Source organism: Phormidesmis sp. 146-33 (genome assembly GCF_052939515.1).
In genome coordinates this window covers 36,405-61,487 of sequence record NZ_JBJPHU010000007.1, presented here as the reverse complement: position 1 = coordinate 61,487, position 25,083 = coordinate 36,405, and the positions used below count along the sequence as shown (strand labels likewise).

Sequence of the window (25,083 nt, the reverse complement as noted above, 5' to 3'; positions counted from 1 at the left end):
GTCAAGCCATTTGATCAAGCTGAAGCTTCAAAATTCAAAACTTAAACCCTATTTGCCTTATGAGTCGCACCATTACTCCACCCAACTCAGAGTTTCTGAAAGATCAAGGCACGATCGCTCCCAATCAGCAGAGCGCTCTGGGTGACTTTACTCAAGAAACCACCGCTTTGACTCGTCGCCTATTTATCCAACTTCAGCGTCGTCCTTCTACTCTGGCGGCTGGTATTATTCAACCGCTGATGTGGCTGGTTTTGTTTGGCGCACTGTTTCAAAACGCGCCGCAAGGATTGTTTGGGGAAAGCACCAGTTACGGACAGTTTTTGGGCGCTGGAGTGATTGTCTTCACCGCGTTTGGAGGTGCCTTAAATGCTGGGCTGCCCGTGATGTTTGACCGCGAGTTTGGCTTTTTGAATCGGCTGTTGGTGGCTCCGTTGGCTTCCAGATTCTCGATCGTGATGGCATCCGCTATCTTTATTACGACGCTGAGTTTGATTCAGACGGGAGCGATCGTGGCGATGAGTGCGTTCTTAGGGGCAGGTTTACCCAATGCTTTGGGGCTGGCGCTTGTCGCGTTGATTGTGCTGATGTTGGTATTGGCGGTGACGGCTTTGAGCTTGGGGCTGGCCTTTGCGCTACCAGGGCATATTGAGTTAATCGCCGTGATTTTTGTGACAAACTTGCCGTTGCTATTTGCCAGTACTGCGCTGGTGCCCCTGTCGTTTATGCCCAAGTGGTTACAGGTGGTGGCGACGCTGAATCCGTTGAGCTATGCGATCGAGCCAATTCGCTACCTCTATCTCCACAGCGACTGGAATTTGGGAAGTGTGATCATGCAGGCACCCTGGGGAGCCGTCACGCTAGGCACTTCTCTGCTGATTTTGTTGAGCTTTAATGTGATTGCGTTTCTGTTGATTCAGCCCTTGCTGCGTCGGAGTTTGGCTTAGGTTGCTTGACACATCCGACTCCTTGCTTTGTGAAGGGTGAGGAGTTTTTGGGTAACAATCTGATCGAATTTGCGAGAGAAATATCCAGACAATTGCGTTTTGAGTAGAATTAGCAGTAGTATCCCTTCGGTAAATCTCAACATGAAAACCAAACTTACGATCGTCGGTCTCATGAGCTTGGGGATCGTGGCAATTGCTCAACCCATCTTTGCTCAAACTGCTCCTGCTGCGACAACGATTGACCCGTTCAAAGATACACAGTCGAGTGATGCGCTTTCCAATCTTTTCAACAATCGCAGTGACAGTACTGGGGCAACGACTGGCGTGTTTGACTTGATCCAACGGATCACAAGCGGCACCAATCAAGGCGATTTTCGAGCGCAACAACAACAAAACCTGGACGATGCAGCCGCCCAGTTTCGTGCACAACAGCAAAAGTTACTCCGCCAACAGCCGATCGCTCCTTCGACTCAAGCAGTTCCTTCGGTGACAACTCCCGCCACTCCGTAACTAAAGCGCTGGTGAATAAAGTCTCTGGCAGTCCTTTCCCAAGAAGGGTTATCTCCAACCTTTCTAACTAAACTAACCTCTCATTTTGCAGTTGAGGTGGAGACAGACTTGAACTCGAACTTTTTGCCCGATCGCATTGGCATTACTTTGACAATTGCCAGTTCAGTCGGGCGATCGCCTTTGGGTGAAAAGCTGACGGGGTGAAGTGCGCCCATTACAGAAAACTTGGGGTCAGCCAACACTCGACGAATGCCGCTGCGGGTGGGAGACTGCTGCATCGCGCCAATCAGTGCCTGGGTTGCATCGTAGGAAAGAACAGTACGCCAGTTGACACGATCGCCCCACAGCGTTTTTGCTTGCTTCTGAAAGGGAGAGCGATCGATGTCTGCCTGATACGCAGGAACGGCAAGCGTCATGCCTGAGACAGCTTTTCCGCCCACTTGCAGCGTTTTGGGTAAGTAAAAAGCATCTCCCGCTAAAAGAGGCAACCGATTTTGATTGGCATCGACGACGAGCAGCGTTCGTTCAAAAAACTCTTGATTGGGTGCCAGCATCATCACCTCAGCCCCCTTTTTGATCACGTCTTCAACGCTGTCTACGGGGTTAAAATCTGGTTTGCTCAAATCGACTTCCTCAATCACCTGGCCTTTGCCGCTGTAGTAGAGCGCATCCTTAAAAGCATCTTTGAGCGACTTGCTGTAAGTGCTGCCTGAATTGTAGAACACGGCTGCTTTGCGCTTTTTAAGCTGCGTCACCATATACTCGGTGAGTTTTTTGGCAGGCGCTTGATCGCTCGGCATCGTCCGAAACATGTAGGGACTGAACCCCGATAGCTGTACAGCAGAACTGATCGGCGAAATCGCGACTAATTCCTCTGATTCGTAAATCTTGGCGGCAGCTAACGTGGTGTCGCTTGTCCCGTGGCCAACGACTCCTAAAAGGTTGGAATCGGCTGCAAACGAGGCGGCGACTTCTTTGGCAAGTTCGGGTTGGCTGTCGTCGGTGGCGATCGCAACTTTCAACTGAACCCCATTAATTCCGCCAGATTGGTTCACCTGGGTTTGGGCCTGAGCCACACCGCGCAACACTTCCGCCGAGGTCGAGGGCTGAGTGCTGAGGGGGACGGCCACGCCGATCGTATAAGATTTCTTCTCCCCAATGCGAATGTTATTGAGGTAAATTAGCGCTTCCGGGTCAAATCGATTCATGCGACGAGCTTTCTCAAGCAGGGTGGCAGCCAGAGGCAACTTTCCTGCGGTGAGTTGTTCGGCTGCTTCTTGCTTAAGGGGAGCGGTGATTCCAGGAGCCAAGACTCTTTCGCCAAAGCTGATTTGATCAGAGCCGGGACGGACGATCGGGGAGGCAATCGGGGGCGCAAAATTTCGGACACCTGTCCAGGTTGCTAGAGTGACGGCGACGGTGGCTCCAATTCCAGCAGCGATCGTGAGCGGTAGTCTCCAATTTGACCTCAGCCGTTGGCTTTGCGACTGGCTTTGTGGCCGTATGGGGGAGCGGCGAACGGCATCAAATTTAGACAGGGGAAGTTGAGTGTGAGTAGGGGCTTGCTTGAGGGCTTGAAGCGCTTCTAAAGCCTCAGTCGCCGATGCATAACGCTGGTTAAAGTGAAATTTGGTCATCTTCTCCAGCACGATCGCCAACTCATCTCGGACTTCAACGCGATCGCGCCAGATCAATTCACACGTATTGGGGTCTTGGGGCAGTTGGGACGGTCGCGCCCCGGTCAGCGCCTGAATGCCAATCACGCCCAGGGCATAAATGTCGCTACTAAATCGCGGTTTACCTAAACATTGCTCACTCGCCCCATAGCCCGACGTATAGACAGGCATACTCATCTGGGTGGTTCTGGAATCGTCCACCACGGACTGAGCAATATTTTTGACCGCGCCGAAATCGATGAGAAAGATCTTGCGATCGCTTGCCCGCCGAATTAAATTATCTGGCTTCAGGTCACGATGAATCACGCCATGAGCATGAACAAACTCCAATATTTCCAGCACTTCTTCTAGCAACTCAATGACCTGAGTTTCAGAAAACTGGAATCCTAGCGTCAGTTCCTCACTGAGCGGGTGCCCTTCAATGAATTCTTGAACCAGGTAAAATTCTTCATCTTCCTCAAAATACGCCAGCAGTTGGGGAATCTGCTCATGTCGTCCCAGCTTTTCGAGCGTTTCGGCTTCCGCCAAAAACATTCGTCTGGCTTGTCTGACGATCGCCGGATCTTGGCTGGCAAAACTCAGATGCTTTAACACACAGAGAGGGTTGCCTGGACGCTGGGTGTCTTCTGTCACATAAGCATGACCAAACCCGCCAGACCCCAGGATTCTGACAATCCGATAGCGCGAACTGAGCAATCGTCCTAGCATTGCGACCAGAGATGGTAGACAAGCTTATTGTATGGCGATATGAGGGAATGAGGGCGAGGGAGAACTTTGTTCCGCTGCGCGGGGAGGGATGAGGGATGAGGGATGAGGGATGAGGGATGAGGGATGAGGGATGAAGATTGAGCATGGACATGAGTGGGTGCTGACGGCGGAGGAGGCGATCGTGATTCAGCAACGGTTGCGGGGGGAGGTGGTGACGATCGACCGATTTGGGGCGGTGCGGTTTGTGGCGGGGGTGGATGTGGGATTTGAAGAAGAGGGGGCGGTGACTCGTGCGGCGGTGGCGGTTTTGAGTTATCCAGAATTGCAGGTGTGTGATCAGGCGATCGCTCGCCGTCCGACAGCGTTTCCTTATATTCCGGGGTTTCTGTCGTTTCGAGAAGTGCCTGCGGTGCTGGATGCGTTAGAAAAAATTCAGATTGTGCCGGATTTGCTGCTGTGTGACGGTCAGGGAATCGCCCATCCTCGACGGTTTGGGATTGCCTGTCATTTGGGGGTGTTGACGGGGTTACCGACGATCGGAGTCGCAAAGTCTCGACTCGTGGGCAAGTTTGCAGAGGTTCCCGATGAGCGTGGGGCGTGGCAACCACTTCTGGATAAAGGCGATCGCATTGGCGCAGTTTTGCGGACTCGTCCGGGCACTCTTCCTTTGTTTATTTCATCGGGACATCGGATCAGTTTGGAGACTGCGATCGCTTATGTGATGGGCTGTACTCCCAAGTATCGTTTGCCTGAGACGACTCGCGTTGCCCACAAGTTGGCATCGGGTTGAATAAGCGCTGCACGTCTTGAGAACTTGTGTCTTAAGAACTTGTGTCTTAAGAACTTGTTAAGAGAAAGACACTCTTTAATTTCTTTGATTAATGTAAATGAAAAGATACCTCCTAACTGCGTCTTTGCCCCGTTGAGATGAATTCATCCATCGGGGTTTTTTGATGACTACGCTACTTTTTTCCGCGTGATGTCGATCGCAATCTTGCCGCCAAAATCAGGAATCGGAGCCGCAAGTTTGACTAAATTGACGCGCACCTGATCGACGCGATCGAACCCCAAAACCAATTCGGCAATTACAGTCGCCATCCGTTCTAGCAGCGTAAACCGAGACGCTCTGACAATTTTCTGAACGCCCTCAATTACATCACAATAATCGAGCGTGTCTTGAAGACGATCACTCTGACCAGAGAGTGACAAATCGAACCAGAGCGTTAAGTTAACTTCAAACCACTGTCCCAAAACCTGCTCTTCGGGAAGCGCCCCTGTGTAGCCATACGCCCGAATCTCACTGATCTGAATGCAATCCATTACTTTTTGCTCACCGTGGACAAATGGCTACCCTTAAATCGATAGCCCTTTTGTACATAGTAATTCTTAACCCAAACACCAAACCGCTTAATAGAGACTGTTTCTGGCTCTGATACACGATCGAACTGAGCCATCAGCTTTGGCATCACAGGAAACCAATCATCCGACAAAATTACTGCATTTTCCTGGGTTGACGAGTGACTAGGGATACCCCAAAAATCGAACTGATCCACGCGATCGGAGAGAGCAATTACGTTTGTGGTGTTGAGTTGAAAGGCGAGTGCGGAAGCCGATCGATAGTCGGTTGTTATGAGTAATGGCGTTCCTTCTAGTGTTGCAGCTTGCGTTCTCACAGCGGTTGCGACTTCATTCCAGCCATACAGCATTCGTGAATCCGGATCAGCATCTCGACTCACCAAAGCTGATAGCGGCAGCAGTCCGTAGTGAATCGTCAACAAGGCTGCAAACAACAGTCCGTAAAGCTGTGTAGCCAGAAAGGACGTTCGAGAGGCAAAGAGCGGCGGCAACAGTGGAAACAGCATCAAATAAGCAGTGATGTTCCAATAATAGAGCGCAGCAGAAATCAGAGAAAGAACGGTTAATAGAACAGACGAAACGGCAAACACCCAGAACGCAACTACCGGATAAAGCGAATTCTCACGCATTAGAGGAGACGGAGATTTTAAACTTCGATAAAACGCTTTCCAGTAAAAAGGAGACACCACAAAAAACGAAGCAATCACAAACGCGAGGAATGGGCCAATCTTAAGACTAAAATCACTGGACTGAACGCTACGATCCACATAATACTGAAGCGACTGAAACTGATTAGAAACGTTCCAAATCAGAATTGGAATACTCGAAAGTGATACGAGCACGCCTGCAACATACAACCGACGATCTCGCCACAAAGAACGGACTCGACCATCAACAATCAGCGTTGCGATGAACCCGAATGCCACAAAAACAGCATTGTATTTACACAAAATGGCGCATCCCAGTGCGATCGCGGCTCCATAGAGTCTCCAGGTTTGGGGTTGGCGATCGACATAGCCATCGAGAAACATCACGAACAGATACATTGAGACGAGCGAGAATGTGATTAACCAGTGGTCATGCCACGCCAAAGATAAAAATAGAAAATACAAAGGAGATGCCAAAACCAACATCAAAGTTAACAAAACGTAATGCCAGGTGTTCTGACGATAAAGATAATTAACAATGCGGTAGTAGGTATAAAAAAGAACAGCATTACTGAATAAATTTGGCAATCGCAACGCAAAAGTAGACCGTCCTAAAAGCGCTGTAAAACTGCCTTGAATCCACGCATTTAACGGCGGATGATCATAATAAGATAAAGCTGGATGCCTTCCCCAAAGCCAATAGTAAGCCTCATCGGGGTTTGGAAACACTCCAACCCAGAAGATCAGCCGCAGAAGGACAAAGCTCATCAAAAAAAACAACCAAAATTTCGGCATGATTCAAGCAAATAAGGCGTAAGATTTACAGAAGCCGTATCCAGGAGATCACAAACTGCTGAATATACTTGACGCAGTTCTCAGAATTGTTAAATTGTTACATCGATTACTTCTCGATCGTAGTTTTTCCAATAGTCTAATTTGACCAGTGACTGCATAATGTTTCGGCACTATTCGGCACTATTTAGACACTGCCATCGCTTCTGTTTTGAGGAGTCAAATTGTGAGTAGACGATCGCTTTACCTCCCCCGTCGCCAGGTGATTCGCGGACTGCTGGGCACTGCTGCCTTTGGGCTTTCATCTCGTTTGTGGACAGGCTGTTCTAGCCAGACTCCTACCGCTTCGACACCAACCAGTCCAGGAGCCAGTCCCGCTTCTGACAAGCCGCTTGTGATGGGCTTTCTCTACGTCGGCGCAAAGGACGATTTTGGTTGGAATCAGGCTCACGCAGAAGGCAAAGAAGGAGTCTCGAAAATTGCAGGCGTAAAAACTGTTGAGCAGGCAAACGTTCCAGAGACGACCGAAGTGCAAGAAGCCATGCGAAACATGATCGAGCAAGATGGCGCAACGGTGCTGTTTCCAACTTCCTTTGGCTATTTTGATCCCCATATTCTCAAGCTGGCCGCAGACTATCCCAATGTGCAGTTTTTTCACTGTGGCGCACTTTGGAAAGAAGGACTACCCAACAACATTGGCAGCTACTTTGGCGACGTGGATGAAGCGCAATATGTAGCGGGTCGAATTGCCGCCCAAACCTCCAAAACAGGCAAGCTCGGATTTGTTGCCGCCAAGCCGATTAACCCAGTGCTCAGAAATATTAACGGCTTTATGTTGGGCGCACGCAGCGTCAAGCCAGACATCACAATGAAGGTGATTTTTACAGGAGATTGGGCGCTACCCGTCAAAGAAGCCGAAGCTACCAACTCACTCGCTGACCAGGGAATCGATGTCGTCGGGATGCACGTAGACAGTCCCAAAGTCGTGATCGAAACCGCCCAAAAACGCGGAATTTTTACCTCTGGCTTCCATACCGTTCAGGCTTCGCTCGCTCCTCAGTCTTATCTCACGGGCACCGCCTGGGATTGGACAAGCGTCTACACCAGCTACGCCGAACTGATCAAATCAGGCAAAACCTTGATGAATGGCGGCATTCCCCATCTGATTCGCGGCAGTCTCAAAGAAAAATTCGTCAAACTCGCGCCCTATGGGTCGGCCGTTGCTGACGCTGCCAAAAAAGACGCAGACGATACGATAGCCAAAATCGCCAGTGGAGATCTCTCAGTTTATAAAGGCGCGATCGCAGACAACGCCGGACAGGTGAAAATCCCTTCGGGCACAGCCTACAAAATCACCGACCCCGCTCTCGACAAAGTGAACTGGCTGGCAGCAGGTGTCATTGGTAGTGCAAGTTAAAACTTATGTTGACAAACTCTCAATGGCGCAGGACTGCTGAAGCGATCGCCATTCCCATCGGTGCTTTACTCTTTTCTCTGGTGTTGTTTGGGTTGTTTTGCGCGGCGGCGGGGGCGAATCCGTTTGCTGTGTATGCAGCGATTTACAAAGCGGCATTTGGGAGCTGGTTTGCCTTTCAGAATACGTTGATTCGGGCGGCTCCGTTGATGTTGACTTCGCTGTGTACGGCGCTTCCGGCTCGATTGGGGCTGATGATTATTGGCAACGAAGGGGCGCTGGTCATGGGTGGAATTGGTGCGATCGCGGCAGGGCTGTCTGTGGCTAATTCGGCTCCGGCGATCGTCGTCCAAACCGTGATGGCCCTGGCCGGAATGCTGGCAGGAGGTTTATGGATTGCGGCGGTGGGTGCCCTGCGTCACTATCGAGCGGTAAATGAAACCATTAGCAGTCTGTTGATGAACTATATTGCGATCGCCCTGCTTAATCATCTGGTGGCTGGCCCGATGCGCGATCCAAGTTCGCTTAACAAGCCGTCGAGCTACCCGATTCCAGACATTGACAAACTGGGGACGCTGCCCGATACGCGCATTCACTACGGCTTGCTGTATGGAATTATTGCCTGTGTGATCGCTTACATTTTGATTCAGCGTACTACTTTTGGATTTGCGGCCCGCACTGCTGGCGGAAACGTCAAAGCGGCTCGAATTGCAGGCTTGCCCGTCGGCAAACTCACCGTCGCCATCTGCTTTTTAGCAGGCTCTTGTGCAGGTCTAGCAGGCATGGTCGAAGTGGCGGCCGTTCATGGTCGAGCCAATGAATCTTTGAATGCTAACTATGGTTACGCTGGGATTCTCGTCGCATTTATCGCTCGATATAATCCGATCGCTGCCAGCGTTGTCGCCGTTTTGCTCGGTGGTATTCTCGCTAGTGGTAGCATTCTTCAGCGTCAGTTAAATCTGCCCGATGCCACAGTGTATGTTTTTCAGGGGTTAGTGTTTCTCGTTGTCCTATACAGCGAATCATTGTACGGGCGGTTTGCCGTGTTTAAGGAGCGCGAAGCAAAGATCGAGTCTTCGGCAACCGTTTAGAAAGTTAGGAGTGGAGAAATGGCAACAGAAGCGATCGGCTGGTGGGGTGTTCCGTTAGGCATTGTGGCGGGGATTTTGCGCGGCAGTGCGCCCTTCTTATTTGTCAGTTTGGGCGAATGTCTGACCGAAAAAAGCGGCAAAATCAACCTGGGTTTAGAAGGGACGCTGCTAATGGGGGCGATGAGCGCTTACGGCGTGTCTTATCTAAGTGAAAAAACAGTGGGGGCAGCGATCGCTCCCTGGCTGGGGGTCTTAGTTGCAGGTTTTGCCGGGATGCTGTTGGGCTTCATTCACGCCTGGTTGTCTCAACAGCCCAAAGTCAATGATGTCGCTGTGGGCATTGCCATGATCATCTTTGGCAGTGGAGTAGCATTCTTTTTGGGCAAGCCTTTTATTCAGCCGCCCGCTCCTCAGCTTCCGTCCTTCTCTCTGGGCTGGTGGAGCAGTATTTCTCAGGTCGAGGCCGCGTTAAGAATCAATCCGCTGTTTGTGATCGGGATTCTGATTGCCCCTTTCATGGCCTGGTTCTTTAAATCGACGCGCTGGGGGTTGTTTATTCGAGCCGTCGGAGACAGCCCCGATGCCGCTTTAGCGATGGGCATTTCGGTCAAAAAAGTGCGGATGCTGTGCATTATTGCGGGCAGCTTTTTGGCAGGAATCGGGGGCGCTTATCTGTCGCTCTACTATCCCGGTAGCTGGTCAGAACGGATTTCGAGCGGTCAGGGGCTGATGGCGGTGGCGCTGGTGATTTTTGCTCGATGGAACCCAATTCAGTGTTTGTGGGCATCGATGCTGTTTGGGGGAGCGCAGTCTCTCGGCCCTGCCTTGCAAGCGGTTGGTATTGAGGGTGGCTATTATTTGTTCAACGCTTCGCCTTACATCTTGACATTGCTGATCATGATTGTGACTTGCTCTCCCAAGAAGACGCTCACGGGCGCACCGGGGGCCCTAGGCACGATTACTTAGAAATGCGGATTAGCGACGATCGACCGTTGCCGGAGTCATTCCCCTTCGCCTCAACTCTCTGCGATTGAGTTTGGAATCATCTTGAGGAGTCTAGACATCACATTCTTTGCAGCGTGGGAACTCTAGAACGGTCAAAGATGAGGGATGTTTACTATGACGAAAGCCAATCGAATCAGTGCAGCATTGACGCAAGCAGACCGAGAGGTGGTGATGTCGGCAATTTTGACCATCAAATCGAAGCTGCCGTTTTTGGTTGATTTGACGGCGGAGGAGCGAAAAGCCCTGCCGAAGATGGGAGATAAGAGCCGAGCGTTTGTGAGCAAGGCGCTAGAGGTGGCGACGCAGAACCCAGACTTTTTGCCCCGTGCGTTTGATCTTGATGAGATGAGGCGGGATGTGGAATTGTTTGAGTCTGTGTACCCGATCGTGGTGGCGTTGTCTCAGCTACAAGAGTTGGTGGATGATACGGCGATGGCAGCGGGGAGTGAGGCCTATGAGGCGGCGTTGCAGGTCTACAATTACGCGAAGGCGAGCGGAAAGGTGGGTGGTTTGAATGCGGTGGTGGGTGAGATGGGGCAACGGTTTGCTCGGAAACCTCGCAAGGCGAAGGCCGAGGCGGCGACATCTAGTAAAGATGCTCAGTAATTAAGGCTCTAAGGGTGACAATTGAGGCTCAGAGGTTGGAGATTAGAGCAAAAAGCTCGACGTTCCGAGTTCTGAGCTTTATTTTCTGAGTTCTAAGCTCGAAGGGTGGAGTTCTAAGCTCGACGTTTCGAGTTCTGAGGTCAAATGGTGGAGTTCTAAGCTCGAAGAGTGGAGTTCTAAGCTCGAAGGGTGGAGTTCTAAGCTCAACGTTCCGAGTTCTGAGCTTTATTTTTTGAGTTCTAAGCTCGAAGAGTGGAGTTCTAAGCTCGAAGGGTGGAGTTTGAAGACTGAATAAGCACTCTAAGAAGCAAAAGCGTCGCGTTTCTTAGGTGAAAAAATAGAGGCCGAGTCGCTCTACTGAGAGTGTCAGGTTCTATACTGATGCAGCTAACTGGAGAATTCTAAAAAACTTTGGGGTTCTTGATGTTTGACTAATTGCATCAACTAACAAAAGTTCCATGACCTTAGCTGATATTCTCAAAGACTCTAACTATAAGCTATCTCAGTTTGAAGATGAGGAAATTGAACACTTAGAACAGGCGATCGTTTTCAAGCATACAAAGAACGGGGATGTGCCTCATGTAAGTTGTTTGGTGCGAAACAAGCTAATTAAACTTACGCCTGAAGAAGTTGTGAGGCAGCTTTATTTGCGCGTGTTGACTGAGCGCTATCACTACCCAGTGGGGCGGATTCAGGTGGAATATGAGGTGTCGTTTGGCCGGGAGAAAAAGCGGGCAGACATTGCGATCGTGGATAAAGACCGTCCGAATGTGCCGTATATCATTGTGGAACTGAAAAAGCCGAAGCTGAAGGACGGCAAAGACCAGTTGCGCTCTTATTGCAATGCTACAGGGTCGCCGATCGCGGTTTGGACGAATGGTGATCAGATCTCGCACTACCATCGCAAAGACCCGAACTACTTTGAAGACATTACCGATATTCCCAACGCTAATCAAACGCTGGCAGATGTTCTAAATATTCGATTTACGCTGGAAGATTTAGTCAAGAAAGACAAGCTGGTGACGGAGAAGAAGTCGCTGAAGACCTTGATTCAAGAAATGGAAGACGAGGTGCTTGCAAATGCTGGGGTTGATGTCTTTGAGGAACTGTTTAAGCTGATTTTTACCAAGCTGTTTGATGAGTGGGAGTCGGGGCGGGGCAATCGCCGTCAGACGCGGGTGCTAGAGTTTCGCAACACTGGGCAAACGGAAGGCGAACTGCGAGCCAAAATTCAGAAGTTGTTCGATCGCGCTAAAAAGAAATGGCAGGGCGTGTTTAAGGACGGGGATAAAATCTCGCTGAGTCCTTCCCATTTGTCGATCTGCGTCTCGTCGTTAGAGAACGTCAAGCTGTTTAACTCGAATCTGGATGTGGTAGATGAGGCATTCGAGTATTTGATTAACCAGACCAGCAAAGGGGAAAAAGGGCAATACTTCACACCGCGCTATGTGATTGATATGTGCGTGAAGATGCTCAACCCTAAAGCGGATGAATCGCTGATTGACACGGCGGCTGGGTCGTCGGGCTTTCCGGTTCACGCCATGTTTTATGTGTGGCGACAGATTTACCGCGATGAAGGGTTAACCATTGACCCGATGTTTACTGCCGATGAGAAATTGCCTGCTTGTGAAGACTACGTGACCGAAAAAGTGTTTGCGATCGACTTTGACGAAAAGGCGGTACGGGTGGCGCGAACGCTGAACCTGATTGCAGGGGACGGGCAAACGAATGTGCTGTACCTAAACACGCTGGATTATGAGATGTGGGAAGAACGCATCAAGGATGATGACTGGCGCGATGTCTACAACGATGGGTTTAAGCGGTTGCGGGGCTATCAGGCGCAGAAGGGCGACTATAAGGCGTTTAAGTTTGACATTGTGATGGCGAATCCACCGTTTGCAGGAGAGATTAAAGAGCAACGGATTACCGCGAAGTATGATCTGGCGCTGAAGCCCAACGGCAAACGGGCGGAGAAGATGGGGCGAGACATTTTGTTTATTGAACGGAATCTGGATTGCCTGAAGCCTGGAGGCAGAATGGCGGTGGTGTTGCCGCAGGGACGGTTTAATAACTCGTCGGATAAACACATTCGAGATGTGATTGCGGAACGGTGCCGCATTTTGGCGGTGGTGGGGCTGCATGGCAACACGTTTAAGCCGCACACGGGCACAAAAACGTCGGTACTGTTTGTGCAGAAGTGGAATGATGACCCGAAGGTGGGGGCGCTGTGCCCCAGAGTGGAGGACTACAACATCTTTTTTGCGACGATGCGAAAAAGCGGTAAGGACAATTCGGGTGAAAAAATCTACGTGAAAAAGCCGGATGGGTCGGGTGAGTTTTTCCTAGATGGTCATGATCATTTAATTGTGGATCATGACTTGTTTAACCACGATGGTCTGACCGAAGACGGCATCGCTGAGGCTTTTATTGAGTTCGCCAAAAAGGAAAAGCTCAGTTTTTTTAGGCAAAGCCCATCTGTTACGCCGTTCGATCGTGCAAAGTACGATCGAACGGCGTAACAGATGGGCTAGAAGCAAATGAAGTTAATTTCAAAACTGTTGAGAATGAAAGCTATTCCTTTAGGATAGATAGCACTTTCTTTCATAAAGAATTCTTTCTTTCTGTTCTACATGATTTAAAGTGCGTTGAGTTCAGCCAGTTCTGCATCATCAAAAGTGGGACAACACCAACGGACAGAGACGAGACACTAAAAGAAGGAACTATCCTCCTCAAAACCAATGATATTAGGAATAACATCCTTACTAATAATGATATAGAAAACTTTTTCTATATCAACGAGGAGATCAACCAAAGAATGCAAAACACAGAATTGGAGGCAGAAGACGTATTAATTAATATTGTCGGTGCTACAACGGATGTTATTGGTCGTGCCGCGATCGTAGCTTCAGATTTTCCAAAGTCAAATATCACTCAAGCAATGAGTCTTTTAAGAATTCAAGACAAAGAATCTATAGATCCTTACTATCTGTTTTCTTTTTTAGCCGGAAAGTATGGCAATCAACAGGTTAGAAGAATTGCTAGACCAACAGGACAATACAATTTAAATCTGATTGAGGTTGGTACATTCAAAATTCCAGTTTTACTAGGTGATTTTCAACTTCACTTGAGAAAGCTAGTTAATCAGTCTCAGAAATTAATTGAACAGTCTAAAAATATATATAAACAAGCTGAAGAGTTGCTGTTGTCGGAGCTTGGGTTGAAGGACTGGCAACCGATCGAAGACACCATTGCAGTCAAGCGGTTTTCTGATTCCTGGGGCGGGTGCGATCGGGGTGATGCCGAACACTATAAACCGAGGTACGACCAGATCTTAGATGAACTCAATAAACTCAAGCCTGAAAAAATCGCTCATCTCAAAGAACTTTTAATCACGATCACCAATGGTCAAACACCCCTACGCCACGATTTAGGGATTGGAGAAGTTAAGTTTCTCACGGCTGAACACATCGACGACTTTAGAATTAACTACAACACTGAGAAACGAGTAACGCTTCAACATCACGCAACTGAATTAACTCGTACTCATTTGGTGAAGGGAGATGTTCTACTCACCATCAAAGGAAAGGTTGGCAATGCTGCTGTCGTTGATAATCTCGACGAGCTAGTTAACATCAATCAAGATGTTGCTCTAATCCGACTTGTAGCAGATATTCACCCTTACTACATCGCTGGATTTATTAACTCTGTTGCTGGCAAGCTACTTATCCAACAAACTTGCACTGGGCAAATAAATCCGTTTTTGAGTCTCGGCAATTTGCGTAAAGTTAAGATTCCACTCTTTAAAGCTGAACTCATGAATGAGCTAGGCAACGCAATTCAAGCAAAAGTTGAATCTGCTCGTCACGCAGCTTATCAATCGAAACAACTGTTGGAAATTGCTAAAACAGGGGTAGAACGAGCGATCGAGGAAGATGAGGAGCGCGCGATCGCGTGGATGAACCAACAGCTTGAAGTTTTGAACATCGAATTCAATGCCTAAAACACAAGGAGGAACAATGTCTGAAATCAGTCTTAATCAAACTGAACTCAAAGAGATCTTGAAAGCAGCGATCGTTGAAGTCCTTCAAGAGAATAGAGAGGAATTTTCTGAACTGCTCGCGGAGGCACTAGAAGATATTGGGTTACAAGGAGCGATCGCAGAAGGTGAAACAACAGAGTTAGTGAGCAGAGAAACCATTTTTAAAATTTTAGGATCGTAATTGTGGATGTAGCCTTTAGAAAAAGCTTCGAGAAAGATTTAGGCAAGCTTCGAGATCAAGCACTGCTCGAAGGAATCAGGGCAGAAATCGAAGCAGTTGAAAATGCTGAAACCTTGCAAGACGTGAATAATCTTAAGAAGATCAAGGGCGAAGACAATTACTATCGCATTAGGGTCAGAGACTACAGAATTGGACTGACTGTTGACGGAAATATTGTTACCTTTGTAAGAGTTTTGCACCGCAAAGAGGTTTACCGATACTTTCCTTAGCGTCCCTCCCAGAGATTGGTCAAACAAGTGCCCTCGCTGCACAAAAGATTAGCAAACGCAAAAATGGCTTCAGACCAAAAGACGATCGAGCAGCAAATTAAAGTCAGCGATCGTTTTGATCAACCAGTTTACAAATTCTGTAAATTGATGGCGTAGATGAATCAAAACTTTGAAGTCGTAACGGTAGAGGTAGCATTTAGAATTCGTATCGTCAGAAACAATTTTTTTTGTCTAGAAGCACGATAGTTGAAGTGTTTTCAACTCTGTATTATTGAATAGCCTAGAAAAAAGATCTAAATCTTTTTCCACTCCTGCTCTATAGTCATTTCTATGAATACTGCTCTAGAAGCCACCGAAGCCAAAGAACTCAATTTGCCGCCTCAGTTAGAAGTGGTCAACATGACCAAACGATTTGGCACCATGACCGCGCTGGATAACGTGTCGATGACGCTGCGATCGGGCACTTTCCACGCCCTCCTAGGAGAAAACGGAGCCGGAAAAAGTACCCTCGTCAAATGTGTGATGGGCTTCTATACGCCGACGGCCGGTGAGGTGAGAGTTGGGGGAGAAGTGAGAACGATCGCCAGCCCCCGCGATGCTCAAAAATACGGGATCGGCATGGTGTATCAGCATTTCACTTCCGTTCCGGCGATGACGGTTGCCGAAAATCTGGTTCTCTCTCGCTACGAAAGCCCCAACTTCATCAACTGGAAGGCTGAATACGAAGAACTCAACGCCTTCATGTCTCAGGCTCCCTTCAAAGTGCCGTTGGATGCGCTGGTCGCTCAACTCGCCGCCGGCCAAAAGCAAAAATTAGAAATTCTCAAACAGCTTTATCTCAAGAGTCGAATTCTGATCCTCGATGAGCCGACCTCAGTTTTGACCCCGGCAGAAGCGGATGAAGTGTTGGGTCTGATTCGTCAAGAAGTCACAGCGGGACATTTGAGCGTCTTGCTGATCAGCCACAAATTTCGAGAAGTGACCGCCTTTGTTGACGAGATTACTGTTTTGAGAAAGGGCAAACTGGCGGGTCAGGGCAGCGTCAAAGATCTGACGATCGCCGATATGTCAGAAATGATGATGGGCGAAAAGCGATCGCCTCAAAAAGTCGAGAAAACTGTCCATCCTGATGCGGCTCCTGTGTTAGAAATTCAGGAGATTCGCGCCAACAAAGACAATGGGATCGAAGGCGTGTGTGGCGTTGATCTCACCGTCAACAGTGGCGAAATTGTGGGAATTGCGGGCATCTCTGGCAACGGTCAACGAGAACTGGTCGAAGTGCTGGCGGGGCAGCGTCCGGCAACGGGGGGGCAAATCCTCGTCAACGGTCAAGTCTATCGCGCCACTCGCAAAGAAATGTATCAGCATCGTGTCTTTGTGCTGCCCGAAGAACCGTTAAAGAATGCCTGCGTTGCCCACATGAGCGTTGCTGAAAATCTGGCCTTTCGGACGTTCGATCGCCACCCTCAAGCCAAAGGGTGGATGCTGATCTTTCAGGCAATTCGAGAAACGGCTCAGAAATTGATTGGCACCTTCAATATCAAAACGCCTTCGCCGGAAACACCCGTCGGCAACCTGTCTGGAGGCAATGTCCAACGCACCGTTTTGGCCCGCGAATTGTCTGAAGACCACATCAAACTGCTGATCGCCGCTAATCCGTGTTTTGGTCTTGACTTCTCGGCAGTTGATTACATTCACGGTGAGATTTTGGAAGCCCGAAACCGAGGGGTCGCCGTGCTTTTGGTCAGCGAAGATTTAGATGAGCTGCTAAAGCTGTCCGATCGCATCGTCGTGATTAGTGAGGGCAAATTTGCGTATGAAAGCCAGACGGATACGGCTGATTTTGCCTCGATCGGTCGCAGTATGGCAGGTCACTAAAGTTGCCTAAACGTTGGGTGCTGTGAGTTTTAATCTGAATGCTCAATAATGGGCAAGCTGAAGCCTGTGTTTATCATTTACTCTTATGCCCTACATTACTGCTCAACCTTACGACTACTTATTGCCCACAGACAGCAACTTGGCGCTGATTCTCATTGACATGCAGCGTGACTTTATGGAGTTAGGCGGATTTGGAGACATTCTGGGAAACGACGTGAGCCGACTTCAAGCGATCGTTCCTACGCTCAAACGCCTGCTTGAGGGCTGTCGGGCCTTGGGAATCCCTATTTTTCACACGCTTGAGGGGCACCAGATGGATCTGTCTGATTGTCCTGAGTCAAAACTCAAACGGGGCAAAGGAAACTTGACGATCGGCGATGTTGGCCCGATGGGGCGCATTCTCGTCTTGGGCGAACCCGGAAACGCCATCATTCCTGAGTTGGCTCCGCTGCCGGGTGAAATTTTGATTCCCAAACCGGGCAAAGGCGCTTTCTACAACACTCCGCTAGAATCTCAGTTGCAAGCGCAAAACATTACGCATCTTTTGATCACCGGAGTAACGACTGAAGTCTGTGTACAATCGACCATGCGTGAGGCCAACGATCGCGGCTACGAGTGCCTTTTAGTCGAAGATGCGACCGAAAGCTATTTTCCAGAATTCAAACAATCGACGCTTGAAATGGTTCGCGCTCAAGGTGGCATTGTCGGTTGGACGGCACCCACAGATTCGGTGTTGCAAGGATTGAAAGAGTGGAAGGATGAGGGATGAGGGATGAGGGATGAGGGATGAGGGATGAGGGATGAAAAAAGAATTGAGTCTGTCTCCATCCCTTCTTGAATCAGCCTGAAGTCACTGCGTAGCGAACTAGCTGCATGAGTCGCTGTCTCAGAGTTTCTAACCCTAGACGATCGCTGGCCGAAATAAAAGTGGCTTGCGGAAACTCCTCTTGAGCGAGAGAAAGGGTGTCGCCGTCCACTTGATCGATTTTGTTAAACGCTACCAGGACGGGGCCGGGTGAAATCGGCATTTCTGACAAGATTTTCATCACCGATCGGATCTGACTCTGCCACGCAGGATGAGACAAATCGACCACATGCAATAGCGCATCAGCTTCCGTCACTTCCTCTAGCGTCGCTCGAAAGGCATCAACCAGCGAAGGTGGCAACTCATGAATAAAGCCCACCGTATCCGTCAGCAACATCGCCATCGACTCATGCGTGACCGAATCTGTCACCGTCAAACGGCGCGTCGTCGGGTCGAGCGTCGCAAACAACTGGTCAGCCGTATAGACTTCCGCATTGGTGAGCGCATTCAGTAACGTCGATTTTCCAGCATTGGTGTAGCCAACGACGGCGATCGAGGGCACTTCTTGATGCTGTCTGCGCTGGCGCATCCTCGATCGATGAGCTTGCAGTTGAGTTACTTCTTGCTGAAGTCGGGCAATCCGTCGCTGAATGGCTCGTCGTTCGGTTTCTAACTTGGTTTCCCCTGGCCCACGGGTGCCGATCCCGCCGCCTAGTCGTGACATGGCTTGTCCGCGTCCTGTCAAGCGAGGCAGCATATATTCAAGCTGGGCTAACTCGACTTGAAGTTTCCCGGCACCCGATCGGGCCCGTTGTGCAAAGATATCCAGAATGACTTCTGTACGATCGACGACGCGAACGCCAATCTGATTTTCTAAATTGCGAACTTGAGCCGGAGAAAGGTCACGGTTGAAAACGACGAGATTGGCTCCGATCGTTTGGGCAGCCAGCGCAATTTCCTGAATCTTGCCTTCCCCGATTACGGTTTGCGGATGGGGACGAGGACGCTTTTGCTTGATGGTTTGCAAGACATCGCCGCCTGCGGTTTCGACCAGTCGCCCCAACTCAGCCAGCCCGTCTCGAAAGCTCAAGGTTGACATATTCTCAGTCTGCAAACCGACAACCAGAACTTGATCATGATCGCGATCGACCTGCTGGGCCGTGTATTCACGCCGAAATTCTGACTCCAGCCCTTCGACCAGAGCAAGCAAATCTTGATCGGCGATCGCGTCCAAACTCATTGGTTGCGAAACTGTCCAGTTGACTTCGGGATGAGGCACGAGATGCGCCAGGTAGGCTCCCTTCACGTATCCAGTTGCCCCACCGCCTCGCCGCTCAAACCCGCCGCCCGTCATCGTGATCGCCACCAGCGCATCCAATCGCTGCATCGCCATCGCTGTCAGAGCCGATTCTCCGGGGGGATCATATTTCAATTGAGTGGCGACACAGCGAATTCCACTCAGCCGCTCGGCTCCATAGCGCGGTAGTTCGATCGGCGGGATCTGAGTCTGACGTGGCGTTCCAACTCCCACTCTGATCACCTGCCCGCGTCGATTGATGTAAGTACAGACAGGCTGACTAATTTCGGTACTGATGGCAGCCAACCGTTGGGCAAATTCGGAGGTGGTGATGCGATCGCCCGGCAAGCGCTGATGATACAAACGCTGCAACTGCTTAAGCTGGCTCGATTTGAGTCCCTGAAGATTTCCGTAGACAGTCTCGATAAATTCTACTCGCCAAACGCAACTGTTTTCATTTTAGATCTGTTGAGCGAGAGTGTTGAAGGCAGCGTGATGAATCGTTGCTTGCGAAATCATCCGAAGCAGGGCTAACGTTCAGTATCTTGAGAATTTCTAAGCATCCAAAAAATCCCCGTTGACCGAAATAGTTTCTGAAATTGCTCCTGAAATTTTCTCTGGCATCTCCTCGACTTCTGACAGGGTTTCGATCGTCAAGCGAAGTTGGCTTGAGCCTGACAGGAGTTTTAACAATTTGGGTTTGGGGTCGTGCAATAAGTAGATGAGGCGATCACCCGCTGCCCATTCGCTGTCCACGGGTACGATTTGTAGGCAGCGATCGCGCTCCATTAATAAAGGCATCAGAGTTTGGGTTTGAATGAGCGATCGTAAGTACGCTTGTTGTGGCTCAAAGCCGTCTTCTTTCAAAATCGTCTCGCCCAGTTTGACGGCTCCATCCATCAAATACTGATTCCAAGTTTTGAGCAAAATTTGAGCGTCAAACGCCTGTTGTACCTTACTATTCGAGGATTCAGGAAACACAGCCAGCACTCTCGGCGGATTGAATTCTTCGGCGGCACGCTGGGCCACGACTAAATTAACTTCACCATTGTTGGTCATGGCGAGAAACGTTCCCACAGATGACAATCCTGCTTCCTCCAGCACATCAGTATCCAACGCGCTACTAATAAACAGTTTGAGATTGGGGTGCAGTTCTGGCAATTTCGATTCGGGATCGGTATCAATCAGCGCAACAGATTCGCCTCGTTCTAAAAACAGTCGAGCAATTAACAAACTTAAAGGACTGCATCCGACAATCACAGCACCTGTCGCATTTTTAGAGTTAATGTTGAGCAGGTTAGCAACCCATTGAGCAGTCAGGGCTTGAATTACAACGGTTAGAATAATAGTCAGAAACACCAAAGCTTTAATCGAATCGCCTCCATTAATTCCCCGCTGAGTTAATAGAATTGCGAATAGAGACGCAACAGAAGCAGCAATAATTCCTCGCGGTGCAATCCAACTGAGAAATAACTTTTGTTGCCAACTGAGATCGCTATTCCAGGTACAAATCCAAACGCTGAGGGGCCGGATCACAAACATCAGCGTGAGAACGGTAAATAAGCCACCCCAGCCTAAAGCAAAAATACCTGCGATCGACAGATCCGCCGACAGCAAAATAAATAGTACCGAGACCGCCAAAATTGTTAACTGTCCTTTAAACCGCTTGAGCAACCGTTCTTCTGGCAGGGCAAACGCTCTCAGGACAATTCCTGCAATCACCGTCGCCATCAAACCTGCTTCACTTCGCAACAATTGCGCCACCCCAAACAAGCCCCACAAGCCTGCCAGCACGACCAGATTCTTTAAGTCTTCTGACAAAAAAGTGGCGCGTTTAAGGATGAAGCCCAACAGCCAGCCGCCGATCGCTCCAATGCCACTCCCAATTCCTAACCGAATGCCCAGATCACTCGCGACGGTCAACGCATCAGGATTGCCGTTTAGCAACACATTCAGCACCACAACGGCTAGAATTGCGCCGACGGGATCGATGAGCACGCCTTCCCCTTCTAGAAGAGTTGCCACCTGGCGATCGACCTTCACCTGTCGCAGCAGAGAATTGATCACAACCGGCCCGGTGACGACAATTAGGGAACCGTAGAGAAAGGCGATCGACCAGGGAAACTCACTCAGCCAATGGGCAGCCATTCCGCCCCCGACCAGCGTGATCAGCGTTCCGATCGTCACCAAATTTCGCAAACTGCCGGAGACACGACCCAATTCTCTCAGTTGCAGATTGAAGCCGCCCTCAAACAAAATCACCGCCACCAGCAGGGCCACCAGGACTTCTAAACCATCTCCAAAGCGATCGGGGTGTAGTAAGCCCAATCCACTCGGCCCCAAAAAAATGCCAAACATCAGCAAAAAGACAATCCCCGGAATCTTGACGTACTCAGCAATGACTTGAGCGCCAATTCCAGCAATCACCGTAATGACGATTTGCAGAGTGAGGTCTAACGGGGCATCGATCGGCATAAGGCATCCCAGTTAGACTTCGTTGGGGTCAATGCCCAACTGACGTAGACGTTCAGCAAGTCGGTCGGCCCGTTGACGTTCTTGTTCCGCCCGTTCGTCTCCTGTTAACAGCAAGTTTCCGTCACCATCCCACCAGCGTAGCCACGGAAGTTCCATCCCTTCAATCTGTCCTTGCCAGATGCCCAACTCGATGCCCATTGGAGGGATTGGAAAATGCCCACGATCGTTGACGACAACTGGCTGATAGCGACCTTCGACGAGGTGATAGAGGTCGATCGAGGCTTTGCGGACTTCATAAATGCCATAAAACGGAATCCGAATCGCTTGCTCGTAGACCCAAAATTTGCCTGTGATGGGAGTCGAGTCACGTTCTTCGCTACCGTCTCCTGATGAAAATTCCAGCGCAATTAGCGGCGCAACATATTCTTGCCACAGCACGTAGGAGCGTCGAAACACGCCATTCAGCATCGGGGGAACGTTGGGCACATAAAACCAGTCGGGGGCCTCGGCTCCTTTTTGGGGAGGATCGGTGAGTCCCCAGTAGATGCCGCAATCTTGCCCGATACAGTATTGCCCATCTGGGTGAAGGGTCTGCAAGATGGGACGAATCGAATTGGTCAGCAGGTTGCTTTGAGGATGTTCTTGAAAATTCTTCACAAAAGTTCCGTCTGACTCTGGTAATTGCGTGTGGTCAGGCAGGGCTGTGACTGTGAGTTCGGAGGGTTGTGTGGCAGTCATGAAGGGGGCCTTTCCCTTGGGCTTGAGAAGGATGAGGGAGAACTTCGATGATCTGTTCTCCTTTGGGGGTAATCCGCTTTGCGAGGAGGGATGAAAAGACAACGGTAAGAGCCTTGATCTTACTTTAAGAGTAGGTAGTATAGCTGTCCAGTGGCGTTGATCAGACCTGCTCGATCGCCTGCTTCTTTCCCGGTTCCTGTATAAATATCGACTCGTCCGGCTCCGAGAATTGCTCCACCTGTGTCCTGATCGAGTACGAACCGATTGACGGGACGCTGGTTTAGCTGACGATTGGGAATTTGAGTTGAAATCAGCGCCAAAGCTCCGGGAGGCATCAAGGATTTGTCAGTGGCGATCGAGCGGTCGGCGGTCACAGGAAATCCTAAGCTTCCGGTAGCGGGTGTGCCGTTGGTGTCGCGAAAGAAGACAAACCGACGGTTGCGAGGTAGATATACGTTGAGGTCACTAGGATTTCGCTCAAAGTGTTGCACGACGTTGGGTAGATTTAAGTCTTCGAGGCGCAGTTTGCCGTCTTTGACAAGTTCTCGTCCGATGCCTGTGTACGCTTGGTTGGTGTGTCCCGCAACGCCGATCGTCATCACGCTGCCATCCGTTAACTCCAATCGCGCCGATCCCTGGACTTGAATCAAAAAAGCTTCGAGGCGATCGCGCAGCCACACCAGTTCCAAACCGCGCAAAATCCCCTTTGTCCCCTGAAGTCCGTCTTCGCCTTCCAGTTCTAAGCGAGTGGGATGAGGCGTTTTTAGATTAGAGGGCAAGCGGTATAAAGGATAGCGAAAGTCTGCGGTAGGGACTCGACTCGCCGTGTGAACAGGCTCAAAATAGCCCGTAAACGCAACGGTTCCCTGTCCATCTTTGCCCGCCGATTCATAAAACACAAATTCTTTTTGAACGGCCACCTGTAACGCTTGGGCAGAACGAGCTGTCAGCAGCAGTTGGCGAAATCTTCTCAGACTGCGAACTACCCGATCGCGTGTCACGCCTTTCACCGGATATTTGCGATAAGCCTCTGCTGCCTGAGCCGTTTGTAGATACCAAAGGCTACGATCGACCGCCGTTAACAACGCTTTACGGTCTCCAGATCTTCCCATTCCCCAAAGCTGATCATCAAGTCCCAATCCCTCTGAAGGTTTAGAAGGTCGCAGCGGAACAACAGGCTTTTGAAGAACAGGAACCTTTGGAGTGGGCGAAACCGAGGGAACCGAGACAGCCGGACTGATCAGCGTTACAGAGACACCCAAACAAAACAACGCCAGGAGTCGATCAATCCCAGCGATTCGCAAATTTCTCATACTCACCAACCCAATTTAGCCAGGAATGTCAGGACGTTTCCAAAACTCCAAGGTTCCTTCCAGCCTCCATCCCTCATCCCTCCAACTAGTAGCGATCAACGCTCCCTGAGTACAGTGGCTCAACGCGAATTCCCAACACCTTAGCGGGACGCACCACCATATATTCGCCCTGAATATTCTTGATGGGGACGCTGATGAAATCGTTGGAAGCCGCTTTGGGCACAAGTTCGCCGCTATACCACTTCTGAAAATCCTGAATGGTGGCAAACCGCACTTCTTCGCGATGTCCGCCTTCGAGCAATAGATGAACTGCAAACTCGCTCGGTGTTCTAGGCATATCATTTCATCTGAAACATAACGACACTATTATGGGCTGGAAGTGTTCAGAAATCACAAGAGATGAGGGGTCGTCTTCGATGATCTGTTCCCCCTTTGGGGGTAATCCGCTTCGCGAAAGGATGAGGTTTGGGTTTATCTAAGACAGTAGGTTGAATCGCTGGAGTTGGGTTTCGATCGCTTTTGGAAGTAGCTTGCGTAACTGAGTTTTGTCTTTGAACACCAGACGATTTTGGCTTGGCAAGTCAAAGGGAAACTGTCCCGGTACGTCCGATCGCTCCATCTGAGTCAACAAAAGCTGCTCCGATCGCTTACTCTGCAAGGCATATCCCACTTCGACACAAACTTTGGGACTGGGGATCAACAACGGTGGCGTGTCTTGAATCTGGGCGATCGAGGTGCCGTCTGCAACAAATAACAGGCACTGCCGAATCGATCGCATTAGAGAACTGGTCAAACGGACGGGGCCATCAGTCAAGCGGTGCGATTCTTGAAGAGTGAGGGGGAGGCGCGATCGAGGATTAATGCTATCGATGATTCGATTTAATTCTTCGCGGAGCAGTTCGCTTGATTCGGAAAACTCGGTCTGGTAACACAAAAAGATGGTCGGCTCTAGATGGGCCATGACTTCCTGCTTTGAAAAGTAAATTTCGTGGCTACGAAGGTCAATATTGGAGATCGCATACCCGCCGCTGCCTTCGATGTAAAACTCGACCGTTTCCCCTTCTAGATAGCGCTGAAACCACAGGGAGTTTTTTACTTCTTCGCTGTCTTCTAAAAAATCAGCCCGCAGCCCTGACTTTAGCAGACTATTTTTGCTCAATCTCAGGTCATGAGGACGTTTTTCTAGTTCTCGGATTGGCTCATATTCCTGGAGATACCAGGCTTTTAGGGCAATAATCGACATAGTGATTCAAAAAGAAGGTTTTGATGAGCGAGAATAATCGACCTTTGCCAAGCCTGGAAACGTTGATGAGAGATATCGTAAGCACAAACTGACCGA

General features: G+C 49.7%; 22 protein-coding genes. 13 read left to right on the top strand and 9 right to left on the bottom strand.

Annotated features, from left to right (window positions below):
- Positions 1-59: 59 nt before the first annotated feature.
- Positions 60-944: an ABC transporter permease gene (locus ACJ2PR_RS04935; protein ID WP_446876157.1), complete on the top strand. Its 885-nt coding sequence runs from the start codon at positions 60-62 to the stop codon at positions 942-944.
- Positions 945-1,085: 141 nt separating this feature from the next.
- Positions 1,086-1,454 (top strand): hypothetical protein, encoded by a 369-nt coding sequence (locus ACJ2PR_RS04930; RefSeq protein WP_446867880.1) that lies wholly within the window; start codon positions 1,086-1,088, stop codon positions 1,452-1,454.
- A gap of 80 nt (positions 1,455-1,534) precedes the next feature.
- Here ACJ2PR_RS04930 and ACJ2PR_RS04925 read toward each other — a convergent pair whose 3' ends face one another.
- Positions 1,535-3,838 (bottom strand): protein kinase domain-containing protein, encoded by a 2,304-nt coding sequence (locus tag ACJ2PR_RS04925; RefSeq protein ID WP_446876156.1) that lies wholly within the window; start codon positions 3,836-3,838, stop codon positions 1,535-1,537.
- Positions 3,839-3,968: 130 nt separating this feature from the next.
- On the opposite strand from ACJ2PR_RS04925, the gene nfi reads away from it, so the two are divergent.
- Positions 3,969-4,628, top strand: coding sequence for a deoxyribonuclease V (gene nfi, locus ACJ2PR_RS04920; RefSeq protein WP_446860427.1), 660 nt, complete (start codon positions 3,969-3,971; stop codon positions 4,626-4,628).
- A 167-nt stretch (positions 4,629-4,795) separates the two neighbouring features.
- Here the strand turns inward: nfi and folB are convergent, their stop codons facing one another.
- A complete protein-coding gene (folB, locus tag ACJ2PR_RS04915; RefSeq protein WP_446876155.1) occupies positions 4,796-5,158 on the bottom strand; it encodes a dihydroneopterin aldolase in 363 nt (120 codons plus the stop codon).
- Positions 5,158-6,636 carry an ArnT family glycosyltransferase gene (locus tag ACJ2PR_RS04910; protein WP_446876154.1) on the bottom strand — a complete coding sequence of 493 codons (1,479 nt, stop codon included), beginning with the start codon at positions 6,634-6,636 and terminating at the stop codon, positions 5,158-5,160. Before ACJ2PR_RS04910 ends, folB begins: the two co-directional genes overlap by 1 nt.
- Positions 6,637-6,859: 223 nt before the next feature.
- On the opposite strand from ACJ2PR_RS04910, the gene ACJ2PR_RS04905 reads away from it, so the two are divergent.
- The 10 genes from ACJ2PR_RS04905 to ACJ2PR_RS04860 all read left to right on the top strand — a co-directional run bounded on the left by ACJ2PR_RS04905 (position 6,860) and on the right by ACJ2PR_RS04860 (position 17,885).
- The gene (locus ACJ2PR_RS04905; RefSeq protein WP_446876153.1) at positions 6,860-8,050 is read left to right on the top strand and encodes a BMP family ABC transporter substrate-binding protein; all 1,191 of its coding nucleotides are present in this window, start codon (positions 6,860-6,862) and stop codon (positions 8,048-8,050) included.
- A 5-nt stretch (positions 8,051-8,055) separates the two neighbouring features.
- The gene (locus ACJ2PR_RS04900; protein WP_446876151.1) at positions 8,056-9,138 is read left to right on the top strand and encodes an ABC transporter permease; all 1,083 of its coding nucleotides are present in this window, start codon (positions 8,056-8,058) and stop codon (positions 9,136-9,138) included.
- 18 nt (positions 9,139-9,156) lie between these two features.
- Positions 9,157-10,104: an ABC transporter permease gene (locus tag ACJ2PR_RS04895; protein WP_446867874.1), complete on the top strand. Its 948-nt coding sequence runs from the start codon at positions 9,157-9,159 to the stop codon at positions 10,102-10,104.
- A 153-nt stretch (positions 10,105-10,257) separates the two neighbouring features.
- Entirely contained in the window at positions 10,258-10,749 is a 492-nt protein-coding gene (locus tag ACJ2PR_RS04890; RefSeq protein ID WP_446876150.1) for a hypothetical protein, read from the top strand.
- A gap of 458 nt (positions 10,750-11,207) precedes the next feature.
- Complete coding sequence (locus tag ACJ2PR_RS04885; protein WP_446876149.1) at positions 11,208-13,268, top strand: N-6 DNA methylase; 2,061 nt, start codon at positions 11,208-11,210, stop codon at positions 13,266-13,268.
- A 296-nt stretch (positions 13,269-13,564) separates the two neighbouring features.
- The gene (locus ACJ2PR_RS04880) at positions 13,565-14,749 is read left to right on the top strand and encodes a hypothetical protein (protein WP_446876148.1); all 1,185 of its coding nucleotides are present in this window, start codon (positions 13,565-13,567) and stop codon (positions 14,747-14,749) included.
- A 16-nt stretch (positions 14,750-14,765) separates the two neighbouring features.
- A complete protein-coding gene (locus tag ACJ2PR_RS04875; protein ID WP_446867871.1) occupies positions 14,766-14,969 on the top strand; it encodes a hypothetical protein in 204 nt (67 codons plus the stop codon).
- Positions 14,970-14,971: 2 nt separating this feature from the next.
- A complete protein-coding gene (locus tag ACJ2PR_RS04870; RefSeq protein WP_446867870.1) occupies positions 14,972-15,238 on the top strand; it encodes a type II toxin-antitoxin system RelE family toxin in 267 nt (88 codons plus the stop codon).
- Between the two features lie 330 nt (positions 15,239-15,568).
- Entirely contained in the window at positions 15,569-17,116 is a 1,548-nt protein-coding gene (locus tag ACJ2PR_RS04865; protein ID WP_446876147.1) for an ABC transporter ATP-binding protein, read from the top strand.
- A gap of 85 nt (positions 17,117-17,201) precedes the next feature.
- Positions 17,202-17,885 carry a cysteine hydrolase family protein gene (locus tag ACJ2PR_RS04860; protein ID WP_446876146.1) on the top strand — a complete coding sequence of 228 codons (684 nt, stop codon included), beginning with the start codon at positions 17,202-17,204 and terminating at the stop codon, positions 17,883-17,885.
- A 70-nt stretch (positions 17,886-17,955) separates the two neighbouring features.
- Here the strand turns inward: ACJ2PR_RS04860 and hflX are convergent, their stop codons facing one another.
- The 6 genes from hflX to ACJ2PR_RS04830 form a co-directional block, all read right to left on the bottom strand.
- Positions 17,956-19,581, bottom strand: coding sequence for a GTPase HflX (hflX, locus tag ACJ2PR_RS04855; RefSeq protein WP_446876145.1), 1,626 nt, complete (start codon positions 19,579-19,581; stop codon positions 17,956-17,958).
- 192 nt (positions 19,582-19,773) lie between these two features.
- Positions 19,774-21,693 carry a cation:proton antiporter gene (locus ACJ2PR_RS04850; protein WP_446876143.1) on the bottom strand — a complete coding sequence of 640 codons (1,920 nt, stop codon included), beginning with the start codon at positions 21,691-21,693 and terminating at the stop codon, positions 19,774-19,776.
- A 12-nt stretch (positions 21,694-21,705) separates the two neighbouring features.
- Positions 21,706-22,431, bottom strand: a complete 726-nt coding sequence (locus ACJ2PR_RS04845; protein ID WP_446860437.1) for a Uma2 family endonuclease — start codon at positions 22,429-22,431, stop codon at positions 21,706-21,708.
- Between the two features lie 119 nt (positions 22,432-22,550).
- A complete protein-coding gene (mltA, locus tag ACJ2PR_RS04840) occupies positions 22,551-23,744 on the bottom strand; it encodes a murein transglycosylase A (RefSeq protein WP_446876142.1) in 1,194 nt (397 codons plus the stop codon).
- Between the two features lie 85 nt (positions 23,745-23,829).
- Positions 23,830-24,081 carry a hypothetical protein gene (locus ACJ2PR_RS04835; RefSeq protein ID WP_446860439.1) on the bottom strand — a complete coding sequence of 84 codons (252 nt, stop codon included), beginning with the start codon at positions 24,079-24,081 and terminating at the stop codon, positions 23,830-23,832.
- A gap of 138 nt (positions 24,082-24,219) precedes the next feature.
- On the bottom strand, positions 24,220-24,987 hold the full coding sequence (locus tag ACJ2PR_RS04830; RefSeq protein WP_446860440.1) for a hypothetical protein: 768 nt from the start codon (positions 24,985-24,987) through the stop codon (positions 24,220-24,222).
- Positions 24,988-25,083 lie beyond the last annotated feature (96 nt).